Annotated in this window: 21 protein-coding genes and 7 tRNA genes; 13 read left to right on the forward strand and 15 right to left on the reverse strand. The window is 57.5% G+C overall.

All coding sequences use genetic code 11. The features are described 5' to 3' along the window. Positions 1-268: 268 nt before the first annotated feature. Together DFP86_RS12105 and DFP86_RS12110 are read right to left on the reverse strand one after the other, a co-directional pair. Positions 269-1,471 carry a sensor domain-containing diguanylate cyclase gene (locus DFP86_RS12105; protein ID WP_166642253.1) on the reverse strand — a complete coding sequence of 401 codons (1,203 nt, stop codon included), beginning with the start codon at positions 1,469-1,471 and terminating at the stop codon, positions 269-271. A 330-nt stretch (positions 1,472-1,801) separates the two neighbouring features. Then, complete coding sequence (locus DFP86_RS12110; RefSeq protein WP_133681570.1) at positions 1,802-2,161, reverse strand: hypothetical protein; 360 nt, start codon at positions 2,159-2,161, stop codon at positions 1,802-1,804. A 236-nt stretch (positions 2,162-2,397) separates the two neighbouring features. Between DFP86_RS12110 and DFP86_RS12115 the strand changes: the two genes are divergently transcribed. Next, the gene (locus tag DFP86_RS12115; RefSeq protein ID WP_133681572.1) at positions 2,398-4,374 is read left to right on the forward strand and encodes an acyltransferase family protein; all 1,977 of its coding nucleotides are present in this window, start codon (positions 2,398-2,400) and stop codon (positions 4,372-4,374) included. Positions 4,375-4,569: 195 nt separating this feature from the next. After that, positions 4,570-4,752 (forward strand): hypothetical protein, encoded by a 183-nt coding sequence (locus DFP86_RS12120; RefSeq protein ID WP_133681574.1) that lies wholly within the window; start codon positions 4,570-4,572, stop codon positions 4,750-4,752. Between the two features lie 194 nt (positions 4,753-4,946). Here the strand turns inward: DFP86_RS12120 and DFP86_RS12125 are convergent. After that, a tRNA-Ser gene (locus tag DFP86_RS12125) sits at positions 4,947-5,037 on the reverse strand. Positions 5,038-5,219: 182 nt separating this feature from the next. Between DFP86_RS12125 and DFP86_RS12130 the strand changes: the two genes are divergently transcribed. The 4 genes from DFP86_RS12130 to serS are packed head-to-tail and all read left to right on the forward strand — an operon-like array spanning position 5,220 to position 10,042. Continuing rightward, positions 5,220-6,818: an NAD+ synthase gene (locus DFP86_RS12130; RefSeq protein ID WP_243729382.1), complete on the forward strand. Its 1,599-nt coding sequence runs from the start codon at positions 5,220-5,222 to the stop codon at positions 6,816-6,818. A gap of 5 nt (positions 6,819-6,823) precedes the next feature. Continuing rightward, positions 6,824-7,432 carry an outer membrane lipoprotein periplasmic chaperone LolA gene (lolA, locus tag DFP86_RS12135; protein WP_133681576.1) on the forward strand — a complete coding sequence of 203 codons (609 nt, stop codon included), beginning with the start codon at positions 6,824-6,826 and terminating at the stop codon, positions 7,430-7,432. 4 nt (positions 7,433-7,436) lie between these two features. Beyond that, positions 7,437-8,753: a replication-associated recombination protein A gene (locus DFP86_RS12140; protein ID WP_133681578.1), complete on the forward strand. Its 1,317-nt coding sequence runs from the start codon at positions 7,437-7,439 to the stop codon at positions 8,751-8,753. Positions 8,754-8,755: 2 nt separating this feature from the next. Beyond that, complete coding sequence (gene serS / locus DFP86_RS12145) at positions 8,756-10,042, forward strand: serine--tRNA ligase (protein ID WP_133681580.1); 1,287 nt, start codon at positions 8,756-8,758, stop codon at positions 10,040-10,042. Between the two features lie 98 nt (positions 10,043-10,140). Here the strand turns inward: serS and DFP86_RS12150 are convergent, their stop codons facing one another. Together DFP86_RS12150 and phaR are read right to left on the reverse strand one after the other, a co-directional pair. After that, a complete protein-coding gene (locus tag DFP86_RS12150) occupies positions 10,141-12,651 on the reverse strand; it encodes an EAL domain-containing protein (RefSeq protein ID WP_243729383.1) in 2,511 nt (836 codons plus the stop codon). A 177-nt stretch (positions 12,652-12,828) separates the two neighbouring features. Beyond that, positions 12,829-13,380 (reverse strand): polyhydroxyalkanoate synthesis repressor PhaR, encoded by a 552-nt coding sequence (gene phaR, locus DFP86_RS12155; protein WP_133681582.1) that lies wholly within the window; start codon positions 13,378-13,380, stop codon positions 12,829-12,831. 178 nt (positions 13,381-13,558) lie between these two features. Here phaR and DFP86_RS12160 point away from each other — a divergent pair, with 178 nt between their 5' ends. Both DFP86_RS12160 and DFP86_RS12165 read left to right on the forward strand, forming a co-directional pair. Continuing rightward, on the forward strand, positions 13,559-14,119 hold the full coding sequence (locus tag DFP86_RS12160) for a phasin family protein (protein WP_133681584.1): 561 nt from the start codon (positions 13,559-13,561) through the stop codon (positions 14,117-14,119). A 144-nt stretch (positions 14,120-14,263) separates the two neighbouring features. After that, on the forward strand, positions 14,264-15,391 hold the full coding sequence (locus DFP86_RS12165) for a M14 family metallopeptidase (RefSeq protein ID WP_133681586.1): 1,128 nt from the start codon (positions 14,264-14,266) through the stop codon (positions 15,389-15,391). A 136-nt stretch (positions 15,392-15,527) separates the two neighbouring features. Here the strand turns inward: DFP86_RS12165 and DFP86_RS12170 are convergent, their stop codons facing one another. Next, the gene (locus DFP86_RS12170) at positions 15,528-15,833 is read right to left on the reverse strand and encodes an H-NS histone family protein (RefSeq protein WP_133681588.1); all 306 of its coding nucleotides are present in this window, start codon (positions 15,831-15,833) and stop codon (positions 15,528-15,530) included. A gap of 145 nt (positions 15,834-15,978) precedes the next feature. Next, positions 15,979-16,998, reverse strand: a complete 1,020-nt coding sequence (ygfZ, locus tag DFP86_RS12175) for a CAF17-like 4Fe-4S cluster assembly/insertion protein YgfZ (protein WP_133681590.1) — start codon at positions 16,996-16,998, stop codon at positions 15,979-15,981. 204 nt (positions 16,999-17,202) lie between these two features. On the opposite strand from ygfZ, the gene DFP86_RS12180 reads away from it, so the two are divergent. Together DFP86_RS12180 and DFP86_RS12185 are read left to right on the forward strand one after the other, a co-directional pair. Then, positions 17,203-17,278 (forward strand) — tRNA-Asn (locus DFP86_RS12180). 245 nt (positions 17,279-17,523) lie between these two features. Continuing rightward, the gene (locus tag DFP86_RS12185; RefSeq protein ID WP_133681592.1) at positions 17,524-18,708 is read left to right on the forward strand and encodes a class I SAM-dependent rRNA methyltransferase; all 1,185 of its coding nucleotides are present in this window, start codon (positions 17,524-17,526) and stop codon (positions 18,706-18,708) included. Here DFP86_RS12185 and bla read toward each other — a convergent pair. After that, positions 18,705-19,613, reverse strand: a complete 909-nt coding sequence (gene bla, locus DFP86_RS12190) for a class A beta-lactamase (protein WP_424991630.1) — start codon at positions 19,611-19,613, stop codon at positions 18,705-18,707. The two genes, DFP86_RS12185 and bla, sit on opposite strands and share 4 nt — an antisense overlap. 183 nt (positions 19,614-19,796) lie before the next feature. On the opposite strand from bla, the gene DFP86_RS12195 reads away from it, so the two are divergent. The 3 genes from DFP86_RS12195 (at position 19,797) to DFP86_RS12205 (ending at position 21,432) form a co-directional block, all read left to right on the forward strand. Then, entirely contained in the window at positions 19,797-20,135 is a 339-nt protein-coding gene (locus DFP86_RS12195; protein ID WP_133681594.1) for a c-type cytochrome, read from the forward strand. A 176-nt stretch (positions 20,136-20,311) separates the two neighbouring features. Then, the gene (locus DFP86_RS12200; protein WP_133681596.1) at positions 20,312-20,884 is read left to right on the forward strand and encodes a carboxymuconolactone decarboxylase family protein; all 573 of its coding nucleotides are present in this window, start codon (positions 20,312-20,314) and stop codon (positions 20,882-20,884) included. Continuing rightward, positions 20,881-21,432, forward strand: a complete 552-nt coding sequence (locus DFP86_RS12205) for a TetR/AcrR family transcriptional regulator (RefSeq protein ID WP_133681598.1) — start codon at positions 20,881-20,883, stop codon at positions 21,430-21,432. Before DFP86_RS12200 ends, DFP86_RS12205 begins: the two co-directional genes overlap by 4 nt. Before the next feature lie 65 nt (positions 21,433-21,497). Here the strand turns inward: DFP86_RS12205 and DFP86_RS12210 are convergent. From DFP86_RS12210 to uvrC, 7 genes are all read right to left on the reverse strand, one after another. Next, positions 21,498-21,571 (reverse strand) — tRNA-Cys (locus DFP86_RS12210). A 30-nt stretch (positions 21,572-21,601) separates the two neighbouring features. Then, positions 21,602-21,677: transfer RNA gene (locus DFP86_RS12215), tRNA-Gly, on the reverse strand. 17 nt (positions 21,678-21,694) lie between these two features. Next, a tRNA-Gly gene (locus tag DFP86_RS12220) sits at positions 21,695-21,770 on the reverse strand. Positions 21,771-21,789: 19 nt separating this feature from the next. Continuing rightward, a tRNA-Gly gene (locus DFP86_RS12225) sits at positions 21,790-21,865 on the reverse strand. A 19-nt stretch (positions 21,866-21,884) separates the two neighbouring features. Then, positions 21,885-21,960: transfer RNA gene (locus DFP86_RS12230), tRNA-Gly, on the reverse strand. Positions 21,961-22,034: 74 nt separating this feature from the next. After that, positions 22,035-22,616, reverse strand: coding sequence for a CDP-diacylglycerol--glycerol-3-phosphate 3-phosphatidyltransferase (gene pgsA, locus DFP86_RS12235; protein ID WP_133681600.1), 582 nt, complete (start codon positions 22,614-22,616; stop codon positions 22,035-22,037). 33 nt (positions 22,617-22,649) lie between these two features. Then, positions 22,650-24,458: an excinuclease ABC subunit UvrC gene (gene uvrC, locus DFP86_RS12240; RefSeq protein ID WP_133681602.1), complete on the reverse strand. Its 1,809-nt coding sequence runs from the start codon at positions 24,456-24,458 to the stop codon at positions 22,650-22,652. Positions 24,459-24,506: the final 48 nt, after the last annotated feature.

Raw genomic sequence — 24,506 nt, forward strand, 5'->3', positions numbered from 1 at the left:
TAGACGCACGGATCGACGAAATAACAAACGCTGTTTTTCATGCTGCGTTCGGAGATACGGCAAGGCTGTCAAACCTCGGTTGCTTCTTTTCAGTCGCAACGGTAACGGAGGTTAGGAGCCAAGGCAGAGCACGTCAAGGGAGCGCGGTTCGGCCGACAGGCAACGTTGCGACTGCCGTAGATGTTTGTGCCAATTCCTGACAGCCATATGGCTAGCAGGAGCATGGCAGGCAAGAAGAGATACATCCATCGCGCTAGTCCAGGCTCGCCTAACCGTCATGACGTATGCTGCAGCCCCGCCCGGCCTCCTTGGCACGATAAAGCGCATTGTCAGCCGCTTCGATCAGTTGATCGATGTCCACGTCTCGCGCGGCCTTCACGGCAATACCGATACTGACCGACAAGTGGACCGGGCGGGTTGCCGGCAGTGGCGCAATCTCGCCGACCTTTTCGTGAATGCGGGCGGCGATGGCATCGACGGCGGCATCGGATGGCGCACTCAGCAGGAGCAGGAACTCCTCACCGCCATAGCGGCCAACCCTATCGTAATCGCGCACGGCAGATCGGATGGCATGGGCCACATTCCGCAGCGCCTCATCGCCGGCAAGATGGCCAAAAATATCATTCACCCGTTTGAAGTAATCCACATCGATCATCATAATGCCTACGCGCGTCTCATCGAGCGCCGCTTGATGAATGGCATTTTGGACCAAATCTAAAATCGCACCGCGGTTATATAAACCGGTCAACGTGTCATGCATGGACTTCTGACGTAAATCTTCCTGCGTGGACTGCAGCGTTCTATTCTGGTCGTGAATATCCTGATACAGCCTGGACTTGTCGATATAAATCGAAATGAGTTGCGCAATGCGCTTAAACGAATCCAGATGCGCACCCTGATAGGTATTGCGCCTTTTGCTGGAGAAAAACAGAAACCCCACCGGTTTGCCATCCACCACCAGCGGGCAGGTCAAGCTGGAGCGAATACCTTCCGCCAGCATGAGTCTCGTCGAGGTGGAGTCAGGCTTCCTTTTCAGATACACAGCCAGGTCATTGATGATCCTCGGTTCGCCGTCGGCCAAGATCTGCAGCAAACTGCTATTGGCCAAGGCCGCCTGAAAACCCTTGGTCAGACGCATGTTTCCGGGATTGCTCGAATGAGCCCAGACCAGTTGCAAGGATGCGCCATCTTCTGAAATCAACGCGCACGCCAGCCGGGAGTACGGGATAACGGTCCGGAACGCCTGATAGGCCCGGCTTAATACATCCTCCAGCAAAACTCCCTTGGATAGCTCTGCGGATAATGAATGAATTTTGGCAAACAGCTCAATGCGTTTAGCATAAGACGCGGCGAGAGTGAGAATTTCCTGTGCCACACCGGAAAAAGGGTCGTCAGGAGGGATATCGAATGCGATAGAAAAATGCTCGTTCTGCAACTGCTTGAGCGCATAAACCACTTGCTCGTATGACAAAAGGAACTCCAAAACCAAAATTAACCACACGGACACCACGGAGTGTGGTGATCACCATCCGCCAGAGCGGCTAAGTACATCGCACTCTGGCCGCAGTTAATTTAGCTTTAATCAAGCCCCATCAAATTTCGCGCCGGATTCCAACGAAGAGCCCATCCGAATGGGCACAAATACGACACAGAGTCCATTTCGTCGCCGACCCCAGCGTGACGACTAAAGCGTAGATAAGTCGATGAGAACTTTTCATCGCGCAAACCAAGTCAAGGTCGTGTTGTTGTCGGCAGCACACACGGGCACGGTGAAAAGTCAGGACTCTCGCACCTACTGTGCTCAAGCTTGCGCTTCAGGGTCTTTCCACTGCGTAGCCGGCAAGAATAGGTATATAGACAAAAATGTACCTATGGGGAAACCGATGAGCCCGAGAGCAAAAATAATCTCGGAAACTTTGCGAGAAATTTCATTTTTCTGGTAAGAGCCGTATGCGGGCAGACCATGCGAAAAAACGGGCAATGTCCCATTCACTCCCTTAGCCTCCCCAACGGCACTCTCCTGCCCAAGCGTATTGTCGAGGCCACCATGGAAGAAGGCATGGTCGACCGGATCGCATTCCATCCGAAGCATTGCCCCCCGTTCGAAGATTTGTTTAACAGCCTCGATCTTGAATTCTTCGGGGTAACCCACGGTACTCATGACATCTCCTTGGTACCTCAGTTTAAGGCGAGGAAGCATCTACTGCACTCAGGGCGATTCAGATAAAATGACATTCAGGTGACCAAGCGATGCCCTTGATGCGGTCGTGTACGGGATACTTTACGCCGACTCTGAGCTTTCAACGTAGCGCAAAAACAGATTGGGCATGTAATGATTGGGCATTAGGAATTATCGTCTCTTTGAAATAATTAACGCCTGTATCGAAAGAGTTTTCCATGAGAAAAATTTTAAAAACAAATAGCTCGATAAAATATCGCCCGGAAGTGGATGGTTGTCGAGGACTAGCAATTTCCTTGGTTATTCTATTTCATTATTTCCCGCGCGTTCTCAGCGGAGGTTTTGTTGGGGTTGATGTTTTTTTTGTAATATCTGGATATTTAATAACAAGCTTAATAATAATTGACCTTAACACCAATAGTTTTTCCTTTTTCAATTTCTATTTTCGACGGATTAGACGAATATTTCCATCATTGGTAACAGTGATTTTTTGCTGCATAATAGGAGGTTGGTTCGCATTGACTCTCGATGAATTTTCATCGCTTGGAAAGTATGTTGCGTGGAGCTCTGTATTTCTCAGCAATTTCCTTCTCTTATCAGAACATGGTTATTTTGATGTTGCAGCTGTGCTTAAGCCATTTTTGCATCTATGGTCTCTCGCCATTGAAGAACAGTTCTATTTGATTTGGCCATTTTTTCTTTTTACAATTTTTCGTTACCGGTTTGGCATCTTGTTTCTTGCCATCCTAGTTGGCGGATCCTATTTTTTGAATGTTCACAATATAAAAACAAATCCTTCAAGTGATTTTTACATGCCATTCACCAGATTTTGGGAGCTTGGCATTGGTAGTATTTTGTCCTGGGCACAGATGAGTCGTGATCACCTAACAAAAGATGCACTTTTAAATTTTAAATCGATACACTTAACGAGACCAGCTAATGAAGCACTAGGATTAATCGGACTTGCTCTTATCTTGTTTTCTGCAATATTTTTTTCAGATTCAGACGCATTCCCAGGGAAAATCGCTCTTCTTCCAACGCTTGGCACCGCATTACTAATTGGTAGTTCCCAATCCACTTTCCTTGGTAGAAAAATCTTTGCCTCCCGTCTTCCGGTTCTGCTTGGGAAAGTAAGCTACCCTCTCTACTTGTGGCACTGGCCACTACTGTCCTTTATGGTTATTATGTCGGGAGATCGTGTACCTGCAGAAGTAAGATTTGTTGTCATGCTCGTCGCATTAACCCTGTCCATATTGACATATAGACTAATAGAGATTCCATGCCGGTTTCATGGATCGCTGCGGAAGAACTCCGGGATCCTCATTTTATCCATGGCGATACTGGGGTTAACTGGACTATATATCAATCAAAAATCTGGGAGCGTTCTAGGAAAATTCGATCCAATCAACCCTTGGCAGGGAACCAGCCCCTTTGGCGGAGTTACTCATGATAGAGATTGTGATGAGAAATTTCCTCAATTTTCCAAATATCACCGTTGTCTAGTTAGCAAAGAAAATTCTGCCCCTAATATTGTGATTATCGGTGACTCACATAGTGCACACTTCTACAGCGCCCTTGCTGAAAAATATAGTAATCAGAACGTGATGAATATCGATTACCAGGGATGCTTGCCTTTTACAGGAACAAGAAGCCCAGAATGTGCCCAGGCCGTAAGTGAGACTTATAATTTTCTTACAACGTCCTCATCCATACATACCGTGTACTTGGCAGGATTTTGGCATCATTTGCTGGTTGGCGGTTTTATCAAAGACGTGATTGGAGGCGGAATATTAAATCACTGGAGTGAAAATTATGCTTCTAATTTCGAACATGACGGCTTTCATCTAATAAAGCGGCTACTAGATAGTGGCAAGAATGTTGTATTTATAAGAGATATACCAGATCTAGATTTTTTCCCATCCGAATGCATTCATTTTCGACCTGTCGAAACATTTTGGAAGGTGCGAGAGCCCTGCGCAATGGACAGGCGAAACTACGAGGCTCGCGAAGCTCAGGCGGATCAACTTATAACTAAGCTACTGGCACAGTACCCCGAGGTAAAAGTTTTAAATCCAAGGGATCTTTTATGTGATAAAAATTACTGTTATGCGATTATGGGCGGTAAATTGCTTTACCATGACAGACATCACCTGTCACTTTTCGGTTCTAGATATCTTATTGAGCATATGAAATGATATTGAATAGCTCCGAGGGCAGTAGATGCTTCCTTAAACTGAAGCACCAAAGAGGCGTCATGGGTTCCAAGCGTTACCACGAAGAACTCAAGATCGAAGCCGTTATCTTGCATAGCGACTGCCCACCCGCCGCAAGCCGGCGAAGACCACCACGCCATAGTCATCAAGGCTATCGTAGAAAGCATCGACCATGTCATGGCCGACGAGGTCAAAGTCAATTTCTTTGTGATGAACATCGAAGATATGGTTGCCGAAGGCGAAATCTACGCCACGTTCTTCCCCGGCAAAGATCGTCTTGCCGCGGACTTGCTACGTAACGGGGCTCCTACGGTTGCAAAACACTCGTCTATCATCATCGGAAGCCGGATTGCCACCTAATCGGTGGTATACCAACTGGGGAACAGTCAAGAGCCAGCAAGTTACTGCTCTGTGGCCACGCTCTATCGTTGCTGTGACTTTATTCGAGTCCGAAGAGTCGCAATATTTGGAGGGGGAGCAAAGCAAGGGAGAAAAGCAAAAATCCCGATCTCGCCACCGTATGATTTGGTTAAGAAATCGGGATTTTTTGTGTCTGGCGGAGAGAGGGGGATTCGAACCCCCGTCAGGGTATTACCCTGAACACGCTTTCCAGGCGTGCGACTTAAACCACTCATCCATCTCTCCGGATTTCCGGCACCAACGGCGTTTCGCCGTCAGAGGCTGCGCAGTATAAAAGGACGGGGCCGGTTTGGCAAGCGTTTAGCCGAAAGTTTACCCTCGCGCGGCAAAACAAAGCGGCTCGGGCGGGGTCAAGACCTCGGCGACATCTTCGGGTAGAATCAATGCATCAACATATGATCTCAACGATGACAATGCGTATTGCACTCGCTCAGTTCAATCCGATTGTCGGCGATATCGCCGGCAACACCGACAAGATTCTCGCCCTGGCGCAACAGGCCATCGCCCAAGGCGCCGATATGCTGGTGACGCCCGAATTGGCGCTGACCGGCTACCCGCCGGAAGACCTGCTGCTGCGCGATCATTTCTATCGCGAGTGTGCCAAGGGGCTTGGCCGCCTGATGGATCTGGACGGTATCACGCTGGTGGTCGGCCATCCGTTCAAGCAGGGTAACGAGCGCTTCAACGCCGCCACGGTGTTGCGCGACGGCAACCGCCTGGGTACCTATTGCAAGATGCAGTTGCCCAACGACGAAGTCTTCGACGAATGCCGCTACTTCACCCCGGGCGCGGCGCCGTTGGTGTTCGAACAAAACGGCGTCAAGGTCGGCGTGCTGATCTGCGAGGACGTGTGGCAGGTCGAACCGGCCGCCGAAGCCGCGGATGCCGGCGCCGAGGTGCTGGTGGTGCTCAACGCCTCGCCGTTCCATCGCAACAAGCTCGCGGTGCGTCACGATGTGGCGCGCTATCGCAGCGAGGAAACCGGTTTGGCCATCGCCTACGTCAACATGGTGGGCGGCCAGGACGAATTGGTGTTCGACGGCGCCTCGTTCGCCGTCGACAAGCACGGCCGGGTGGTGGCGCAATCGCCGGCCTACGTCGACGATCTGCTGCTGGTGGACATGGTCGAGGGCGACATCCGCCCCGGCGCGATGGCGCCGCAGCCGGATGCGCTGGAAAGCGTCTACCAGGCGCTGGTGCTCGGCGTGCGCGACTATATCGGCAAAAACCGTTTCCCGGGCGTGCTGCTCGGTTTGTCGGGCGGCATCGATTCGGCGTTGACCATGGCGATCGCCTGCGACGCGCTCGGCGCGGACAAGGTGCACGCCGTGATGATGCCGTCGCGCTATACCGCCGATATCAGCGTCAGCGACTCGCGCCAGATGGTGCAGCTGCTGGGCGTGCAATACGACGAGATCGAAATTTGGCCGATGTACCAGTCCTTCATGAATGGACTGGCGCCCGCTTTCGCCGGACTGGCGGAGGACACCACCGAAGAGAACCTGCAGGCGCGCATTCGCGGCACGCTGCTGATGGCGTTGTCGAACAAGACCGGCAAGCTGGTGCTGACCACCGGCAACAAATCGGAAATGACCACCGGCTATTGCACGCTGTACGGCGACATGGCCGGCGGCTTCGCGGTGCTCAAAGACGTGGCCAAGACCTTGGTGTATCAATTGTCGACCTGGCGCAACCGCGATGGCGAGGTGATTCCCGAGCGTATCATCACCCGCCCGCCCTCGGCGGAACTACGGCCGGATCAGATCGACCAAGACAGCCTGCCGCCCTACGAGGTGCTGGACGCGATCATGGTGCGCTATATGGAAGACAACCGCTCTGCCGAGGAAATCGTCGCCGAGGGTTACGCCCGCGCCGATGTCGAGCGCGTGGTGCGGCTCCTCAAGATCAACGAATACAAACGCCGTCAGGCACCGGTCGGGCCGCGCGTCACGCATCGCGGGTTCGGCAAGGACTGGCGTTATCCGATCACCAATCGTTTCAGCTGAGTCTCATGAAAAAACTTTTCCTCGCCGCCGTGCTGCTGGCTCTGGCCGGCACACTGCAGGCCGCGGCGATTCCGCAGCTCAAGGCGTTCATCGCCGGTTCCTCGACCCTGACCGCCGATTTCCAGCAGGTGATCACCAGCAAGGGTAAGCGCAACGAAGCCAGCGGTACGCTGTCGATCGCGCGGCCGGGCAAATTCCTTTGGGTGTACAACAAACCCTACGATCAACTGATCGATGGCGACGGCAAGCGCTTGTGGATCTACGACAAAGAGTTGTCGCAGGTCACCACCCGTCCGCTCAACGCCGCGCTGGGCTCCAGCCCGGCCGCGCTGCTGGCCGGCAGCAATGCCATCGAGCGCGACTACACGCTGCGGGAAGCCGGCAACGACAAGGGCCTGGCGTGGCTGACCGCCACGCCGAAGAAGGATGAGAACACCTTCAAGGCGATCCGTATGGGCTTCAGCAACAACGTGCTGCAGGTGATGGAGTTGTCGGACACCTTCGGCAATCTGACGCGCATCAGCTTCAGCAATCTGAAGAAGAACCCGGATCTGCCGGCCAGCCTGTTTCACTTCACCCCGCCCAAGGGCGTGGATGTGATCAGCGATCAGTAAGCCCATGGCCGACCTCTTTGCCGCCGAACCCGCCAAACCGCTTGCCGAAGCGCTGCGTCCGGACAATCTGGACGCCGTCATCGGCCAGCAGCATCTGATCGGGCCGGGCAAGCCGCTCAGGGTGGCGATAGACAGCGCCACGCCGCACTCGATGATCCTGTGGGGCCCGCCCGGCGTCGGCAAGACCACGCTGGCGCGCATTCTGGCCAAGAGTTTCGAGGCCGAATTCATTCCGGTGTCGGCGGTGCTCGCCGGGGTCAAGGAGATTCGCGAGGCGGTCGAGCGCGCGCATCAGGTGCTGGCGCAATACGGCCGCCGCACCATCCTGTTCGTCGACGAAGTGCATCGCTTCAACAAAAGCCAGCAGGACGCGTTTCTGCCGTTCGTCGAATCGGGCCTGCTGACCTTCATCGGCGCCACCACGGAAAACCCGTCGTTCGAGGTGAACTCGGCGCTATTGTCGCGCGCCCAGGTTTACGTGCTGACGCCGCTATCCGCCGAAGAGCTGCGCGCGTTGTTCGAGCGCGTGCGTCAGTTGGGGGAACTCGATGGCTTGACCGTCGACGAGTCGGCGCTCGAAACCCTGGTCGGTTATGCCGACGGCGACGGCCGACGCTTTCTCAATTTGATCGAGCAGGCCCGCACCGCGGCGCGGGCTCGCAAGGCCGATACCATCGACGCGGCCTTCCTCGGCGAGGTGTTGTCGCTCAATGCGCGCCGCTTCGACAAGGGCGGCGACGCCTTTTACGACCAAATATCGGCCCTGCACAAGTCGGTGCGCGGCTCGAACCCGGATGGCGCCTTATACTGGCTGACGCGCATGCTCGACGGCGGCGCCGATCCGCGCTACCTGGCGCGCCGCCTGGTGCGCATGGCCTGGGAGGATATCGGCCTGGCCGACCCGCGCGCCGCACGCGTGGCGCTGGATGCCGCCGACACCTTCGAACGGCTCGGCAGCCCCGAGGGCGAACTGGCGCTGGCGCAGGCGGCCATCTATCTTGCTGTGGCGGCCAAGAGCAATGCGGGCTACATGGCGTATAATGCGGTTCGTGCCCATATTCGCCAGGACGGCTCGCGGCCGGTTCCGGTGCATTTGCGCAACGCCCCCACCCGGCTGATGAAAGAACTCGGCTACGGCAAGGAATACCGTTACGCCCACGACGAACCCAATGCCTACGCGGCGGGCGAAACCTATTTGCCCGACGGGCTGGAAGACCAGCACTGGTATAACCCGGTCGATCGCGGGCTGGAAGCAAAAATTCAGGAAAAACTGGCGTATCTCCGAAAACTGGACCAGGACGCCAAGAAATCACAGGACTAGAAATGCTAGATATCCAACTTCTTCGCACCGATTTGCAACAAGTGGCCGCGCGTCTCGCCGGCCGTGGCTACACGCTCGACACCGCGCTGTTCTCGCAACTGGAATCCGAACGCAAATCCCTGCAGACCCGCATGCAGGAACTGCAGGCACAACGCAACGCCAGCTCCAAGCAGATCGGCGAAGCCAAGCGCAAGGGCGAGGACGCCAGTGCCATCCTGGCGCAAGTGGCGACGCTTGGCGACGAACTCAAGGCCGCCGAGCAGGCGTTCGAGGCGGTGCAAGGCAAGCTGGATATGTGGCTGATGAGCATCCCCAACCTGCCGCACGAATCGGTGCCGGTGGGCCGCGACGAGCACGACAATGTCGAAGTGCGCAAGGTCGGCGTGCCGCGTAGCTTCGATTTCGAGGTCAAGGACCATGTCGACGTCGGCGCCCCGCTGGGCCTGGACTTCGAAACCGGCGCCAAGCTGTCGGGTGCGCGCTTCACCGTACTCAAGGGCGGCATCGCCCGGCTGCACCGCGCGCTGGCGCAGTTCATGCTCGACACCCACACCCAGGCGCACGGCTACCGCGAGTGCTACACCCCGTACATCGTCAACGCCGAAGTGCTGTACGGCACCGGCCAGTTGCCCAAGTTCGCCGAGGATATGTTCAAGGTGACCAAGGGCGGCGACGAAAACGGTCCGGATCAGTACCTGATCTCCACCTCTGAGATCACGCTGACCAACACCGTGCGCGAAAGCATTCTCAAGCTCGACGAGCTGCCGCTGAAGATGACGGCGCACTCGCCCTGCTTCCGCTCCGAGGCCGGCTCCTATGGCCGCGACACGCGCGGCATGATCCGCCAGCACCAATTCGACAAGGTCGAGATGGTGCAAGTCGCCCATCCCGAGCATTCGATGGCGGCGTTGGACGAGATGGTCGGCCATGCCGAAGCTATTCTGAAAAAACTGGGACTGCCCTATCGCGTAATCACGCTGTGCACCGGCGATATGGGGTTCGGCGCAGCCAAGACCTTCGACCTGGAAGTGTGGCTGCCGGCGCAAAATACCTACCGCGAAATCTCCAGTTGCTCCAACTGTGGCGACTTCCAAGCGCGCCGCATGATGGCTCGCTTTAAGGACGAGAACGGCAAGAACCAGTACGTGCACACCCTCAACGGCTCCGGCCTGGCTGTCGGCCGCACCCTGGTGGCGGTGCTGGAAAACTATCAGAACGCCGATGGCAGCGTCACCGTGCCGGCGGCGCTGCGTCCGTACATGGGCGGGCTGGAGAAGATCGCCGTCTGAACATGCGCTCAAACGCCGTGCGTTGCTTCGCGAACGCACGGCTACACGAAACGCCGTTGTTTCTCGCGAAACAACGGCGTTTTGATTTTTGCGGTTTATTAGCTGAGTGCGAGACGCCGGTGGCGCAGCAACTGCTCGAACGCCTCCGCCGGCATGGGACGGCTATAGAAATACCCCTGGCCGGACTGACAACCGTGAGCCACCAGGAAGTCGCGCTGCTCGGGGCGCTCGACGCCTTCGGCCACCAAATCCAGACCCAGGCTGTGGGCAATCGAGATGATGGCGCGGGTAATCGCCACGTCGTCGCTGTCCTTGTGCAGATCCATGATGAAGGAACGATCGATTTTCAGGCCATGCACCGGTAGGCGCTTGAGGTAGGACAGGGAAGAATAACCGGTGCCGAAATCGTCGATCGACAGATACACGCCCAGTTGCTGCAACTGGCGCAGCACACCGGTCATGGCCTCGCCCTCGTCCATCGCCACGCTTTCGGTGACTTCCAATTCCAGGCATTCGCTGGGTAGTCCATGGGTCTGCAAAGTCTGGCGGACGGTTTCGACGATACCCCCGTATTTGAACTGTCGCCCGGAGACATTGACGGCGATGCGCCCCGCCCGCAGGTCGGCGTCGCGCCAGCGGCGTAGTTGCCGGCAGGCTGTGTGCAGCACCCATTCGCCGATCGCGATGATCAGCGAGCTGTCTTCGGCGATGGGGATGAACTCGTCCGGCGGGACCAGCCCGCGCTGCGGGTGACGCCAGCGGATCAGCGCTTCGGCGCCGCACAGCTCGCCACTGGCCAGATCCACCTTGGGTTGATACCACAGCTCCAGTTCGTTTTGCGCCAGGCCGCGCCGCAGGGCCGACTCCAGGCTCAGGCGTTCCAACGCATGGGCATTCATATCGCCGGCGTAGAACTGGAAGGTGTTCTTGCCGCACTCCTTGGCGCGGATCATGGCCGCGTCGGCGTTGCCCAGCAAATGTTGCGCCGAACGGCCATCGTCCGGATACAAGCTGATGCCGATGCTGGCGGAGACGAACACCTCATGACCGGCGACGACCGTGTCGCCGGACAAAGCGGACAGCAACGCCTGGGCATGGCAAGCCACTTGCTGCACGCTTTCCACTTCAGGGATCAATACCACGAATTCGTCGCTGGCCAGCCGTCCGATCAAGCTGCCTTCCGGCATCAGATCCTGCAAAGTGTCGGCCACCCGCGTCAGCAGCTCGTCGCCTGCTTTGAGTCCCAGGGTATCGTTCAGCAGCTTGAAGCGGTCGAGATCGATATACATCAATGCCAGCCGCAGATCGCCTGCCGCCGCGCATTCGAGCGACTCTTGCAGGCACTCGGTAAACAACATGCGGTTTGCCAGGCCGGTCAGGGCATCGTGGCTGGCGAGAAACTTCAGCCGCGCCTCGGTCTGTTTGCTCTGGGTAATGTCCGAGAAGACGCCGACGTAATGACGGTGGATGTCGCCCTCGCCGACGACGGCGGTCACGCTCAAATGCGCGGTATACAGGCTGCCGTCCTTGTGACGGTTGATGATTTCGCCCTGCCAACGGCCGTCGTGACGCAGGCAACGCCAGAAATGCGAGCGGAATTCCGGCGCCTGTTTGCCGGAAGACAGCACACCGGGCACCTTGCCGACGACTTCGTCGGGGTGGTAGCCGGTGATGCGGGTGAAGGCGGGATTGACCGACTCGATGACGCCATCGCCATTGGTAATCAGAATGCCTTCCATGGTCGACTCGAAAACCGTTTCGGCCAACATCAAGCTATGTTGCGACTCCGACAATGCCCGGTCGCGTTCGAACAGCATCTGATGCAGTTCCAGCAGGAAGGCCTGCTCGATGCTATGCAGGATATCGGAGAACCCGACGAGCCCCACCAGTTCGCCATCGCCGTCCAGCACCCCCAGATGACGGATCTGGTGCGCCAGCAGCAGGTTACGGGCATCGGCCAGGGTCGTGCGACCGCAGACCGCCTTGAGCGAACGCGAACACACTGTGGACAGCGGGCCGGCGAGCTGGCCTTGCGCCATCAGCCGCACCACGTCGCGCTGGGTCAGAATGCCATAGGTCGCCGCCGACAGGCGCACCACCACCGCATCGCGCCCCTGGGTGCGCATCTGCACCACGGCATCGTTGATGTCGACCGTGCCGTCCAAAATGCACGGACTGGGCATCGATACGGTATCGAGCCGGCGCAAACCCAGGAAGGAGTCGCTGCCCTGGTGCCGGATGATATCGGTCATCGATAGTATGCCCAACGGCAGATGATCCGCCGCAACCAACGCATGACGAATCCGCTTGTCGTGAAACATCACTACGGCATCCTGAACGGTGGTTTCCGGCGGCAGGGTCGCCACCGGCGAGGTCATCACATCTGCCAAACGCAGCGGGGCCGCCCCCGCTTCGAAGATCTCGGGACGAACGGCGTCGGTTTCCGTCCAGATGCCAAGCGCACGATCCGATTCGTCCACCACGAGGATGGAGCTGCAGCGCCGTTCGGACATTCGTTGCGCGGCTTCGCGCACAAGCATGTCCGGCGACCCGCGTAGGATCTCCGTGCTCATGATGTGGGTGACCGGCTGGAACAGAATAGACATCATCGACTATTTAAACTATTTGTTAAATATAAGTAAGGCATTAACCGGCATTCTATTTATATATGTTCTACATATCAACAATCCGGGTAGCGGCGCGAGGCAAGCGGAAATGGGGGGAGCTAAAAACAAAACGGCTTTGCCGCCGCAAGGGGGCAAAGCCGTTGCAAACCCGAGCGGGTTTCAGGGTTTGTCTTTGTCGTCGTAAGGCGGGAAGCCGAAGCCGGAGAACATCTGCTTGGCCTGTTCCTGCATGCGATTTTGCATCTCCAGATACATACCTGTGCTTTGTTCCAGGTAGTTCGACATCATGTTCTGCATCGCCGGCCCCTGGAACTTCATGAATTCGCTCCAGAGATTGGTATTGAACATGGCATTGTCGCCGTACAGCGCACGCGCTTGCTCGCGAATCTTTTGCTGCAACTGCTCGAACATCTGCAAATTCTTTTCCAGGAAAGGGCCCATCATGCCCTGCATGGCTTGGCCGTAGAACCGGATGAACTGGGTCAGCACTTCGTAGCTGAACATCGGCGCGCCGCCGTTTTCTTCTTCCAGGATGATCTGCAACAGCACGCTACGGGTGATATCTTCCTGCGTCTTGGCGTCAACGACTTGAAGGTCGACCTGGTCGAGCACCAGTTGTTTGACATCCCCCAGGGTGATGTAGGAACTGGTGGCCGTGTCATACAGGCGACGGTTCGGGTATTTTTTGATGACCCGCTTTTCAACACTCATGCAATGCTCCCTGTATTGTGTGTGGGGGGTACGCCATCGAATCTACATAAATGCAACAGTCTAAAGCAATAGCACTAGAACGCCATCAATACTACATGATACATTCTGCCGTCATGTTGCGGCGCGTCAATTTATTATGTCGTTCGCCCATTTTATCGACTCCAAGCGAGGGTACAACATGTTTGCGATCAACGAGCAATTCAGCAAGCTTTCCAGCAACGGTTTCGAGAATATTCTGCGCCTGGCGCAAATCTCGCTCGACAGCGGCGAGCGACTCATCAAGCAACAATTCGAACTCTCCAAGCAGGCCCTGGAGGACAACGTCCAGATCGCTCAGGAGCTGGCCGGCATCAGCGACCCGCAACAAGCGCTCAACCACATCAACAAGGTATTCAGCCAATCTTTCGAGAAGGCGGTTCAGAATTCGCGCGGTCTATACGACATCGTGTCGCAAACCCAGACCGAGCTGAGCGCGCTGACGGAGGATAGCCTCGGCCGTATCAACAAGTCGCTGCTCTCCTCGCTCGATACGCTGTCGCAGCACAGCCCGGCAGGCTCCGATGCCGCAGTCAACGCCATCAAGTCGTCGTTCGCCGCCGCCACGGCCACGATCAGTAGCCTGACCCGCGCCGCCCAACAGGTGGCCGAGTTCGCCGACACCAGCGTCAAGGCCGCTTCCAGCGCAACCGCCGACGCCGCCAAGGCACCGACCAAGCGTAGCGCAGCCTCCCAGGCTTGATTTACCCGTCGCCTCCGAAATGGCCGCCCCAAGGCGGCCATTTTTGTTGCCGGTCTGGCCTCGCGCCACAGGAAGTGCATGCAAGCCCCGGCAGAGAGGTTTACAATCCGGGGTTTTGAACCCCCTCCCTTCATGGTTCAGCGCATGCAAATCAGCCACAACTTCGATGCCGGCAGTATCGAGATCGTCTCCGCCGACCAGTTCGAAAACATCCAACTGCGCATCCGTCCGGACAATGCCGCGCATTTCGCCCAGTGGTTCTACTTCCGCCTGCAAGGTGCGGCTTACCAGCATTGCACGATCAAATTCCTCAATGCCGGCGAGTGCGCCTATCCGAAAGGCTGGGCCGATTACCAACCGATGGCATCCTACGATCGCGTCAACTGGTTCCGCGTGGCCGCCGAATTCGATGGCGAGGTGATGACCATCGATCATGTCCCGCTGGCCAACAGCATTTATTACGCCTATTTCGAACCGTACTCGTATGAGCAGCACCTGAACCTGGTCGGCCAGGCGCAAGGTTCGGGCCTATGCCAAGTATCGTGCCTGGGCGCTACCGTCGAAGGGCGCGACATGGATCTGCTGACCATCGGTCACGAAGTCGAGTCCGATCTCAAGGTATGGATCATCGCGCGTCAGCACCCGGGCGAAACCATGGCCGAGTGGTTCGTCGAAGGCCTGCTCAATCGCCTACTGGATCCACAAGACCCGACCTCGCGCGCCCTGCTCGATCGCGCCACCTTCTACGTGGTGCCGAACATGAACCCGGATGGCGCGATCCGTGGCAACCTGCGCACCAATGCCGCCGGCGCCAACCTGAATCGCGAATGGCTCGAACCCACGGCCGAGACGAGTCCGGAAGTGCTGTGCGTCCGCGAGAAGATGCGCGAGACCGGCGTCGATCTGTTCTTGGATATCCACGGCGACGAAGGCCTGCCCTACGTATTCTTCTCCGGCACGGAAGGCATCCCGTCCTACGATGCGCGCATCGCAGCCATCGAAAACGAGTTCAAGGCGCTGTTCAAGCTCGCCAGCCCGGATTTCCAGGACGAACACGGCTATGAGCGCAAGGCGCCCGGTCAGGCCGATCTGTCGATGGCCACCAACTGGGTGGGCGAACAGTTCCGCTGCCTGGCATACACGCTGGAAATGCCGTTCAAGGACAACGCCAATCTGCCGGACGACGACTATGGCTGGAGTGGCCAGCGCAGTCTGCGCCTGGGCGAAGCGATGCTGAGCGCCATTTACGGCGTTCTCGGTAAAGTGCGTTAAAACGTGCGTTGCCTCCGGCGAACGCACGCTACCATGGCGTAGGGTGCGTTCGCGAAGCAACGCACCATCCCGCCGATACCGGCACAAAAAAAAGCGCCCGCTAGGGCGCTCTTTTTTTGGTCGTTGCTTGGCCGGATCAGATGGCCAGATCCTGCAGCGTCTTACCGGCGCTCAGCAGCTCTTGCACCCATACCGGCTTGCGGCCACGACCGGTCCAGGTCATTTCCGGATGCTGCGGATGACGATACTTCGCTTCTACCGGCTTGCGCACGCCACCGCTCTTGCCCAACACCTCTTCGATGGTCAGGCCATGAGCCTTGGCCAATTCCATGATTTGCTTCTTGGCCTTGGCTTTTTCTTCGTGCTCGCGAGCCTTAATCTCGGTTTCTACTTGTGCCTTCAGATTGAGGAGATCGGCATAGCTATGTTTGTGGAGTTCCATTTTATCAATCTACCTTGTCATGTTCGTTTAGATTAAGCAGCAAGAAGGTGCGCTGAAGATTCATTGGCCCAAATGCTTTCGCATGCGGCTCGTGCCCCGGGCATCACGGCTAGTGTCTTATTCTTTTGGTGCAGTAGCACTAATTTTATTCATCAACATGCGAATATGGCAAGGAAAGATTTTCAACAGAGCATTTATTGTCGACATCCAAGTAAATTCCTTCATCCCAACTGGCCGACTGAATCGCCGCCAATGCCTGATATTGCCCATCGGCATCACGCGCCACGTTGACGATCATTCCGATGGATTGCCCTTCCATTCCAGGCGAATATAACGCCCCCCCGGCACTGGACAAAATAGATAATTTCACACGGTACATGCGGCGTTTTATTTTCCCCAAATAGCGCGTCCGGGCAATAATCTCCTGCCCCGGATAGCAACCCTTGGTAAAACTGATCGCGCCAAATAAATCCATATTGACCATCTGCGCCACGAATTGCTCTTGAGTGGCCGCCGTGATCCAGGGTATGCCGGCAGCGATATCCAGCAACGACCAGGCCTCGTCGCCGATCTCGGTTACCGTTGTCGGCAAGCCCGCGCGCAATACCTCTGCCTCGGCGTCACCCAGCGCCAGCAGCACACCGCCGCTGGGAAGACGAATGCACATCGACCCATTGGCATAACCCGCCGACTGCAATGGCTGAATAGGCAAGTCATACCCTTTGGCCGTCAGCGCCATTTCCGCTTGTTCGCCTTTAAATCCAAACAAGCAAAACGCTTCATCAATCGACAATTTTACCTTGGAGCGCATAATAAACATCGTTAGGCGCTTAGCGATGCTTTCAGCTAAATCCGACGCGACAAGCAAGAAATAACTTTCTTCCGATTTCCAGCAGAGGGATGAGGCCAGTAGCCGTCCCTTGGCAGAAGAATAGCCGGTATATTGTGCGTTACAGCCATCCAGTAATCGAACATCATTACTCAATTGCCCCTGCAAAAAAGTCGCGGCATCCTCTCCTGTCACGCGCAGCAGTCTGAATTGGCTTAACCGGCAAATCACCGCGCCCTGATTCAGCGCCGTCACTTGCGCCGCATATTGGGCATCACCCCATTCGGCTTGTGGGTTTACCGTTTCCAGGGACTCAAGTTTGGACTGGGTGCTCATGTGATTTCGCCCTTCTCTGTATTAATGATGACAATGCTACCAAAATCGGAGCGTGGGCCAAAGTCGTCCGCCAAACCAATTCATGCCAAAGGCATAATATAATTGTTTTCAGGACGTTATTGCCGAATAGACAAAAAACTTACAAATTTCCATAATAAGCGTTTGACAGCCTATCGATTCGCCAGTATAGTTCTGCCTCACGATTCCCTGATAGCTCAGTTGGTAGAGCGACGGACTGTTAATCCGCAGGTCGCAGGTTCGAGCCCTGCTCGGGGAGCCAGATTCTAAAACCCCAGTCGAAAGACTGGGGTTTTTCATTTGTTTTTCGCGTATAAATTCTCAAATAGAGACGGTGCGCCGGAAGAATTGAATTTCCAACCGGTTTGTATCATTTTTCCAGCCGGCCTTGCGATGGCGAGCGGCGCCTCAGCCTAAACGCCCAAATAAAACAGCAGCTTGACCATGACACAACGGCTCGCTAAGCTTCGGCCTTAATTTCAGAACCCACCCACCACAACGACCATCATGACCACGTTGATTCTCAAGCCCGGCAGAGAAAAGTCGCTGCTCAACCGGCACCCCTGGGTCTTCTCCGGCGCCATTGCCCGCATCGACGGACAGCCGGACAGCGGCGAAACCGTTGCCGTCAAGGCGCACGACGGGCGCTTCCTGGGCCATGCCGCTTACAGCCCGGCCTCGCAGATCCGCGCCAGGCTATGGAGTGTCGATGAACAGGAAACCATCGACGACGCGTTTCTGGTGCGCCGCCTGCAGCAAGCCATCGCCGCTCGAGCAGCGCTTTCGCCCGAGGGCGGACGCCGGCTCGTTCACGGAGAGTCTGACGGCTTGCCCGGCCTGGTCGTCGACCAATACGGCCCGGTGGTCGTCCTGCAAGCGTTATCGGCCGGGATCGAGCGCCACAAGCCGGCCCTGGTGTCGGCACTACGCGAATTGACCGGCTGCCGCTGCATCTACGAACGCTCCGATGTCGACGTGCGCACGCTGGAAGGGCTGCCCGCGCAGGCGGGCATCTTGTGGGGCCAACTCCCCGATGGCGCACTGACCATCGAAGAGTATGGGCTGCGCATGCAGGTGGACGTCGTCGCCGGGCAAAAGACCGGGTTCTATCTGGATCAGCGCGAGAACCGTCGCCGCATCGGAGAACTGGCCGCAGGGCGCGAAATGCTCAACTGCTTCTGCTTCAGCGGCGGATTCTCGCTGGCGGCCTTGCGCGGCGGCGTCAAGCACGTGGTCTCGGTGGACTCCTCGGCCGAAGCGCTGCAGCAGGCCGCACGCAACCAGTCGCTCAACGGCCTCGACGATGCGCGCGCCGAATGGGTCGAAGCCGACGCATTCAAATACCTGCGCCTACTGCGCGACCAAGGCCGGAGCTTCGATCTGATCGTGCTCGACCCGCCGAAATTCGCACCGACCGCGCAACACGTGGAAAAAGCCGCCCGCGCCTACAAGGACATCAACCTACTGGGCCTCAAGCTACTGCGTCCGGGCGGCCTGCTTGCCACCTTCACCTGCTCGGGCGGCGTCGGCGCCGAGCTGTTTCAGAAGATCGTCGCATCGGCGGCCGTCGATGCGCGCTGCGATGCCAGCATCGTCGAGCGCTTCAGCGCGGCGGCGGATCATCCGGTCGCCCTATCCTTCCCCGAGGGGGACTATCTGAAGGGCCTGCTGGTGCGCAAAGCGGCAGACTAAAGACCTCCCTGCTGGATCACGATGTGCGCGGCGCTGGCCAGCACATCGCGCCGCGCCAGGGCCTTGGGGGCCTTCTGGGTGAAATAGGTCACCAGGATCAAGGGGGCCCTGCCCGTGGGCCAGATCACCGCGATATCGTTAGTGGTGCCATAGGCCCCCGATCCGGTTTTATCCCCAACCGCCCACGATGCCGGCAAGCCGGCACGTATGCTGGCGGCACCGGTGGTACTGCCCTTCATCCAGTTCACCAACTGCTCGCGCTGCGGCGCCTGCAAGGCATCGCCAAGCGTCAATTTACGCAAGCTCTCCGCCATCGCGGCCGGTGTGGTGGTATCCCGCTCGTCCCCTGGAATGGCGCTATTGAGCCCCGGCTCTTTGCGGTCAAGGCGGAAGGCGCGATCGCCGAGGGTTCTGCTATAGCGGGTCACAGCCTGAGGGCCGCCCAACTGTTCGATCAGCTTGTTCATGGCCACGTTGTCGCTGTATTGCACCGCCGCGGCGCTCAACGCGGCCAATGTCATCCGCCCGCCGACATACTTCTCCGTCACCGGGTTGTAATTCACCAGATCGGACCGTTCGATGGCGATGTCTCGCTGCATGAGGCCGCGCTGGCTTTCGCTCAACTTCAGCAGGGCGGCCGCCGCCATCACTTTGCTGGTGCTGCAAAGCGGGAAACGTTCATCGGCACGGTAACCGACACGGCTATTGTCCGCGGTATCGATCAGCGCCACACCCAGTCGGCCGTTGGTACTGCGCTCCAATTGCGACAAATGCTGCCGAATGGCTTGTTGCCGCGCCGGGTCGATCGCCTGCGCGGGAGCATGGAGCCCCAGCAGCGCCAAGGCCGTCAAAGCAAAGCACATGAATCGTGCCGTCGTCGCTGTCTGTAATACGGATTGGGTCATGACACACCTTCGAAACGATAAAAGTTTTGTTGACCGATGAAATAACGAAAATATCCCCTGCCAAACCGCCCGCGCAACGCGAACGACACAATTTTGCTGCACACGTCAAAGAATCAGTCTACATGTACTTTATGGGCCACCTTCCTTTACCCATCACGGCCCGGCAAAGACAAGGAGACTGACATGCCTATTCGCCCCTGTTTGCTGTTTTGCCTAGCCATGCTCGCCAGCGCCGCCAGCCAGGCCATGCCGAACGGCGAGGATCTCTACCAACAAAACTGCGCGGTCTGCCATGGCGACAAAGCGCAAGGCAAGGTCGGTCCCAAATTGGCAGGGGATTCGAGCAAATGGAGCAAGAAATTGTTTGAGCGCGCCGTACTCAAGGGGATCGACGATGGCGGCAAGCCGCTGAAATCGCCGATGCCGCATTGGAACAAGAGCAGCCTCAAAGAAGATAACGGCCAACCGCCAACCACCGAGGAAATCGACGCCATCCAGCAGTACATCCGCAAACTGCATTGAGCGCAGCACCTCGCCACCCCACCCGGGCCGATGATGCTTGACACCATCGACCCGGATCCATACCCCCTCAAGATCGGCCAAACACTACAGATCTGTATTGATTTATGACCGAGCAAGCGATACGCTACAGATCAGTAGCGAACAAACCGATTGTTATTCACCGAGCGAGGTAGACGATGTCGTCCTTCCAACTGCGCACGCCCGAAACGGCCGATGACTTGGCACAGCCCGTGCTGCAAACGTTCAAAAAGCAGTATGGAACCATCCCCAATTTCTACGCCGGCCTCGCCATCGATGGCGCCACTCTGTGCGGCTATCTGTCGTTCGAGCAGCATATTGAGGCGCATTGCCTGCTGACACCCGAACAACGCGAAATGATTTCCCTGGCCGTGGCCAACCATAACGGCTGCCAGTACTGTGTGAGCGGCCACACTTTCTCGGCAAAAAAAATGGGGTTCGATCAGTCGGCCTGCGCCGACATCCAGCAAGGCATCGCCCAATCCCCCACGGATCAGTTGGTGCTGGATGTCGCGCTGGAAGCATTACGCAATCAGGGACGCCTTAGCGCAGAAACCTTGAACAAATGTCGAGAGGCCCATTTCTCCGATGCCATGCTGCTTCAAATTTATGCCTGGGTCGGCATCAACACCTTCAGCAACTGGATCAATAATCTGGTCGAGCCCAAGATCGATTTTCCGCTCGTGCCGTTACAAAACATCTCAAGCGACCACCCTCGGCGAGACACATGAGACCTTCGAAAAGCGAACAGTTACTGGATATCGCCGAGACGCTGTTCTACAAGAACGGCTTTCACGCGACCGGCGTCGACCAGATCCAGGCCGTATCCGGCATCGCCAAAACCACGCTATATCATCACTTCAACACCAAGGAAGCGCTGATCCTGGCCGTACTGACCCGGGCATCCGCCACCGCGCTGGCCAGCGTGGAGAAACTCGCCCACGCCGGCAACGCCCAGGGGTTGCAACGCTTGCGGGCGATTTTTCTCGACCTGCTCGAAGAGTGCCAAGCTCCCGGCTTTAACGGCTGCCTGTTCAGCAACGCCGCCGCCGAGTTCTTCGACCGCAGCCCGGAGATCGTCGAGCTGGCAAGAACCCATAACCGGAGGCTACTGGATTTGTTCGCCCGCATCCTGGAAGACGCCGGCGCCCCCACGGCCGCCGCGCCGGCGATACTTGCGTTATACGAGGGCATTCTATCGCTCGGGCGGACGCAGGACATCGGCCCAGCCATCGCGGCGGCACTGGATATGATCGAACTCATGGACAAGCGGCGGTAGTGTATTGCATACGCTATGCGGACAAAGCAAAAGCCCGTAAGCACAATAGCTTACGGGCTTTTATATGGAGGCGGGGGTCGGAATCGAACCGGCGTACACGGCTTTGCAGGCCGCTGCATAACCACTCTGCCACCCCGCCATGAGGTGTCGATCGCTAGGCGATCCTATCTGGAGCGGGAAACGAGGCTCGAACTCGCGACCTCAACCTTGGCAAGGTTGCGCTCTACCAACTGAGCTATTCCCGCATAAATCTTCGTGTCGTTGGAGCGGGAGACGAGTCTCGAACTCGCGACCTCAACCTTGGCAAGGTTGCGCTCTACCAACTGAGCTACTCCCGCAACGCCACTTAGCTGTCTTTGGAGCGGGAAACGAGGCTCGAACTCGCGACCTCAACCTTGGCAAGGTTGCGCTCTACCAACTGAGCTATTCCCGCGTCACTTTCATTCGGTGTTTGGAGCGGGAAACGAGGCTCGAACTCGCGACCTCAACCTTGGCAAGGTTGCGCTCTACCAACTGAGCTATTCCCGCATACCGAATTTTCTTCCCGAAGCTTGCTTCGAGAGACTGCGAATTATAAAGATTAATCCGTTGCTGTCAACCAATTACAGATCTATTTTTTTACCGGAAAACTCGCCCGCGGCCATTCGGAGGTAATAAACCATTGACCACAAAGTCAAAATAACGGCGAGCACCATGCACAGATTTCCCAGCAGCAGCGTATCGAAACCGGGGATGACCGGACCGGCGTACAGCAGCAGCAGGATCGCCACCATCTGCGCCGTGGTCTTGAGTTTGCCGATGTAGGCCACCGCCACGCTCTTGCGGCTGCCCATCTCCGCCATCCATTCGCGCAGCGCCGAGATGGCGATTTCGCGACCGATGATGATCATGGCCATCCAGCCCGGCGTGCGATTGAGTTCCACCAGCAAAATCAGCGCGGCGGCAACGATCAGCTTGTCGGCCACCGGGTCGAGGAAGGCACCGAATGCCGAGGTTTGCTTCAATCGGCGCGCAAGGTACCCGTCCAGCCAGTCGGTGGCGGCCGCCAGCGCGAAAATCAGCGCCCCGACGGTATTGCGCATATCCGACTTCAGGACGGTATCCGGCAGAAAGAACACCGCCACGCAAATCGGGATCAGGGCCACCCGGATCCAAGTCAGTAAAATCGGCAGATTGAACGGCATCGCAAAGCTTCTTGATTGTTTGCACTGCCAGGGCTAGTGCAAGGCGTTATAGATTTGTTCGGCCAATGTCCGGCTGATCCCCTCGACCTGGGCCAGGTCGTCCTGGCTGGCCGCCACCACGCCGCGCAAGCCGCCGAAACGCATCAGCAACCGCTGCCGGCGCTTGGCGCCGACCCCGGGGATATCCTCCAGGCTGGAGGCGATGCGCGCCTTGGCTCGGCGTGCACGGTGGCCGGTGATGGCAAAGCGGTGCGACTCGTCGCGGATGGTCTGGATCAGATGCAGCGCCGGATGGTCGTGTGCCAATTGTACCGTTTTTTCCAGGTAGGGAAGGATCAGCGTTTCCAGACCGGGCTTACGCTCTTCGCCTTTCGCCACCCCGACGATCGGCACATCGAAGCCCAACTCGGCGAAAACCTCCAGCGCCACGCCGACCTGGCCCTTGCCGCCATCGATCAGCACCAGATCCGGCCGCTTGCCCTCCCCCTCCACCACCTTGCCGTAGCGCCGGCTCAGGACTTCGCGCATGGCGCCGTAGTCGTCGCCGGCCTTGGCGGTTTCGATATTGAAGCGGCGATATTCGGACGGCTGCATATCCGTCTGATCGTACACCACGCAGGAAGCCACCGTCGCTTCGCCCTGGGTGTGGCTGATGTCGAAACACTCGATGCGCTCGACGCCCTCCAGCGCCAGCACCTGGTTGAGCTGTGCCAGCCGGTGTGTCTGATTGGCGTGACTCGCCAACTTCTGCATGATCGCCAGTTGCGCGTTCTTCTCGGCCATCTCAAGCCAGACACGGCGTTCGCCGATCGGATTCTTCACCAGCGTCAAGCGGCGCTCGCCCTGCTCCTGCAAACGCTCGTACAGCGTCGACGAGACTTCGCCGTTGGTGACGATCAAGGGCGGCAGCGATGCGCCCAGGTAGTGTTGCGCCAGGAAGGCCTCGCGTACCGCGTCGAGATCCGCGCCCTCGTCGTTGCTCGGGAACAGGCTCTTGTCGCCCAGGTGTCGCCCGGCGCGAATCATCACCAGATTGACGCAATACAGCCCGCCGCTTTCGACCACCGCCACCACGTCGGCATCGTGCTGCGAAGCGTTGCTCGACACGAATTGTTTTTCGCGCATGGTCGACAACGCCTGGATCTGATCGCGCAGTTCGGCCGCCAGCTCGAACTCCAGCCGTTCCGAGGCAGTCATCATGCGCTCGGTCAACCGGTCGGTCAGATCCGAGTCTCGGCCTTGCAGGAAAGCCACGGCACTCGCCACGTCGGCGGCGTAGTCGTCGCGGGAGATATGGCCGACGCAAGGCGCTGTGCAACGCTTGATCTGGTAGAGCAGGCAGGGACGCGAACGGTTGGCGAACACCGCGTCTTCGCAGGTGCGCAGCCGGAATACCTTCTGCAGCATCTGGATACTCTCGCGCACGGCGAAGCTGTTGGGAAACGGGCCGAAATACTGGTGCGGCCGCTTGGGCTCGCCGCGGTAATAGCGGAGCTGCGGAAAATCGTGCGCCGAGACGACCAGGTAAGGATACGATTTATCGTCGCGGAACAGGATGTTGTACTTCGGCGTCAGCGCCTTGATCAGATTGTTTTCCAGGATCAAGGCCTCGGCCTCGGAGCGAGTGACCGTGGTCTCGATGGCGGCGATCTGGCGCACCATCAGTTGTATGCGCGGCGACAAGTCGCTCTTCTGGAAATAAGAACTGACGCGCCGTTTCAGATCCACCGCCTTGCCGACGTACAGAACCTTTCCCTGTGCGTCCAGCATACGGTACACCCCGGGCAGTTGGGGCAAATTGGCCAGAATCGGCTTAGGGTCGAAGACGGGGGTTTTGCTCATGGTTTTCCGGCACTGGGCGCGGCATCCGGCCGCTTCAGACCACCATCT

The organism is Paludibacterium purpuratum, assembly GCF_004363805.1.
Lineage (GTDB): Bacteria > Pseudomonadota > Gammaproteobacteria > Burkholderiales > Chromobacteriaceae > Paludibacterium > Paludibacterium purpuratum.

What these genes read in the sequence shown, in the direction of transcription:
- DFP86_RS12110 (WP_133681570.1), bottom strand. Translation starts at nt 2,161, where the DNA reads ATGAGTACCGTGGGTTACCCCGAAGAATTCAAGATCGAGGCTGTTAAA.
- DFP86_RS12115 (WP_133681572.1), top strand. Translation starts at nt 2,398, where the DNA reads ATGAGAAAAATTTTAAAAACAAATAGCTCGATAAAATATCGCCCGGAA.
- DFP86_RS12120 (WP_133681574.1), top strand. Translation starts at nt 4,570, where the DNA reads ATGGCCGACGAGGTCAAAGTCAATTTCTTTGTGATGAACATCGAAGAT.
- DFP86_RS12130 (WP_243729382.1), top strand. Translation starts at nt 5,220, where the DNA reads ATGACAATGCGTATTGCACTCGCTCAGTTCAATCCGATTGTCGGCGAT.
- lolA (WP_133681576.1), top strand. Translation starts at nt 6,824, where the DNA reads ATGAAAAAACTTTTCCTCGCCGCCGTGCTGCTGGCTCTGGCCGGCACA.
- DFP86_RS12140 (WP_133681578.1), top strand. Translation starts at nt 7,437, where the DNA reads ATGGCCGACCTCTTTGCCGCCGAACCCGCCAAACCGCTTGCCGAAGCG.
- serS (WP_133681580.1), top strand. Translation starts at nt 8,756, where the DNA reads ATGCTAGATATCCAACTTCTTCGCACCGATTTGCAACAAGTGGCCGCG.
- DFP86_RS12150 (WP_243729383.1), bottom strand. Translation starts at nt 12,651, where the DNA reads ATGATGTCTATTCTGTTCCAGCCGGTCACCCACATCATGAGCACGGAG.
- phaR (WP_133681582.1), bottom strand. Translation starts at nt 13,380, where the DNA reads ATGAGTGTTGAAAAGCGGGTCATCAAAAAATACCCGAACCGTCGCCTG.
- DFP86_RS12160 (WP_133681584.1), top strand. Translation starts at nt 13,559, where the DNA reads ATGTTTGCGATCAACGAGCAATTCAGCAAGCTTTCCAGCAACGGTTTC.
- DFP86_RS12165 (WP_133681586.1), top strand. Translation starts at nt 14,264, where the DNA reads ATGCAAATCAGCCACAACTTCGATGCCGGCAGTATCGAGATCGTCTCC.
- DFP86_RS12170 (WP_133681588.1), bottom strand. Translation starts at nt 15,833, where the DNA reads ATGGAACTCCACAAACATAGCTATGCCGATCTCCTCAATCTGAAGGCA.
- ygfZ (WP_133681590.1), bottom strand. Translation starts at nt 16,998, where the DNA reads ATGAGCACCCAGTCCAAACTTGAGTCCCTGGAAACGGTAAACCCACAA.
- DFP86_RS12185 (WP_133681592.1), top strand. Translation starts at nt 17,524, where the DNA reads ATGACCACGTTGATTCTCAAGCCCGGCAGAGAAAAGTCGCTGCTCAAC.
- bla (WP_424991630.1), bottom strand. Translation starts at nt 19,613, where the DNA reads ATGACCCAATCCGTATTACAGACAGCGACGACGGCACGATTCATGTGC.
- DFP86_RS12195 (WP_133681594.1), top strand. Translation starts at nt 19,797, where the DNA reads ATGCCTATTCGCCCCTGTTTGCTGTTTTGCCTAGCCATGCTCGCCAGC.
- DFP86_RS12200 (WP_133681596.1), top strand. Translation starts at nt 20,312, where the DNA reads ATGTCGTCCTTCCAACTGCGCACGCCCGAAACGGCCGATGACTTGGCA.
- DFP86_RS12205 (WP_133681598.1), top strand. Translation starts at nt 20,881, where the DNA reads ATGAGACCTTCGAAAAGCGAACAGTTACTGGATATCGCCGAGACGCTG.
- pgsA (WP_133681600.1), bottom strand. Translation starts at nt 22,616, where the DNA reads ATGCCGTTCAATCTGCCGATTTTACTGACTTGGATCCGGGTGGCCCTG.
- uvrC (WP_133681602.1), bottom strand. Translation starts at nt 24,458, where the DNA reads ATGAGCAAAACCCCCGTCTTCGACCCTAAGCCGATTCTGGCCAATTTG.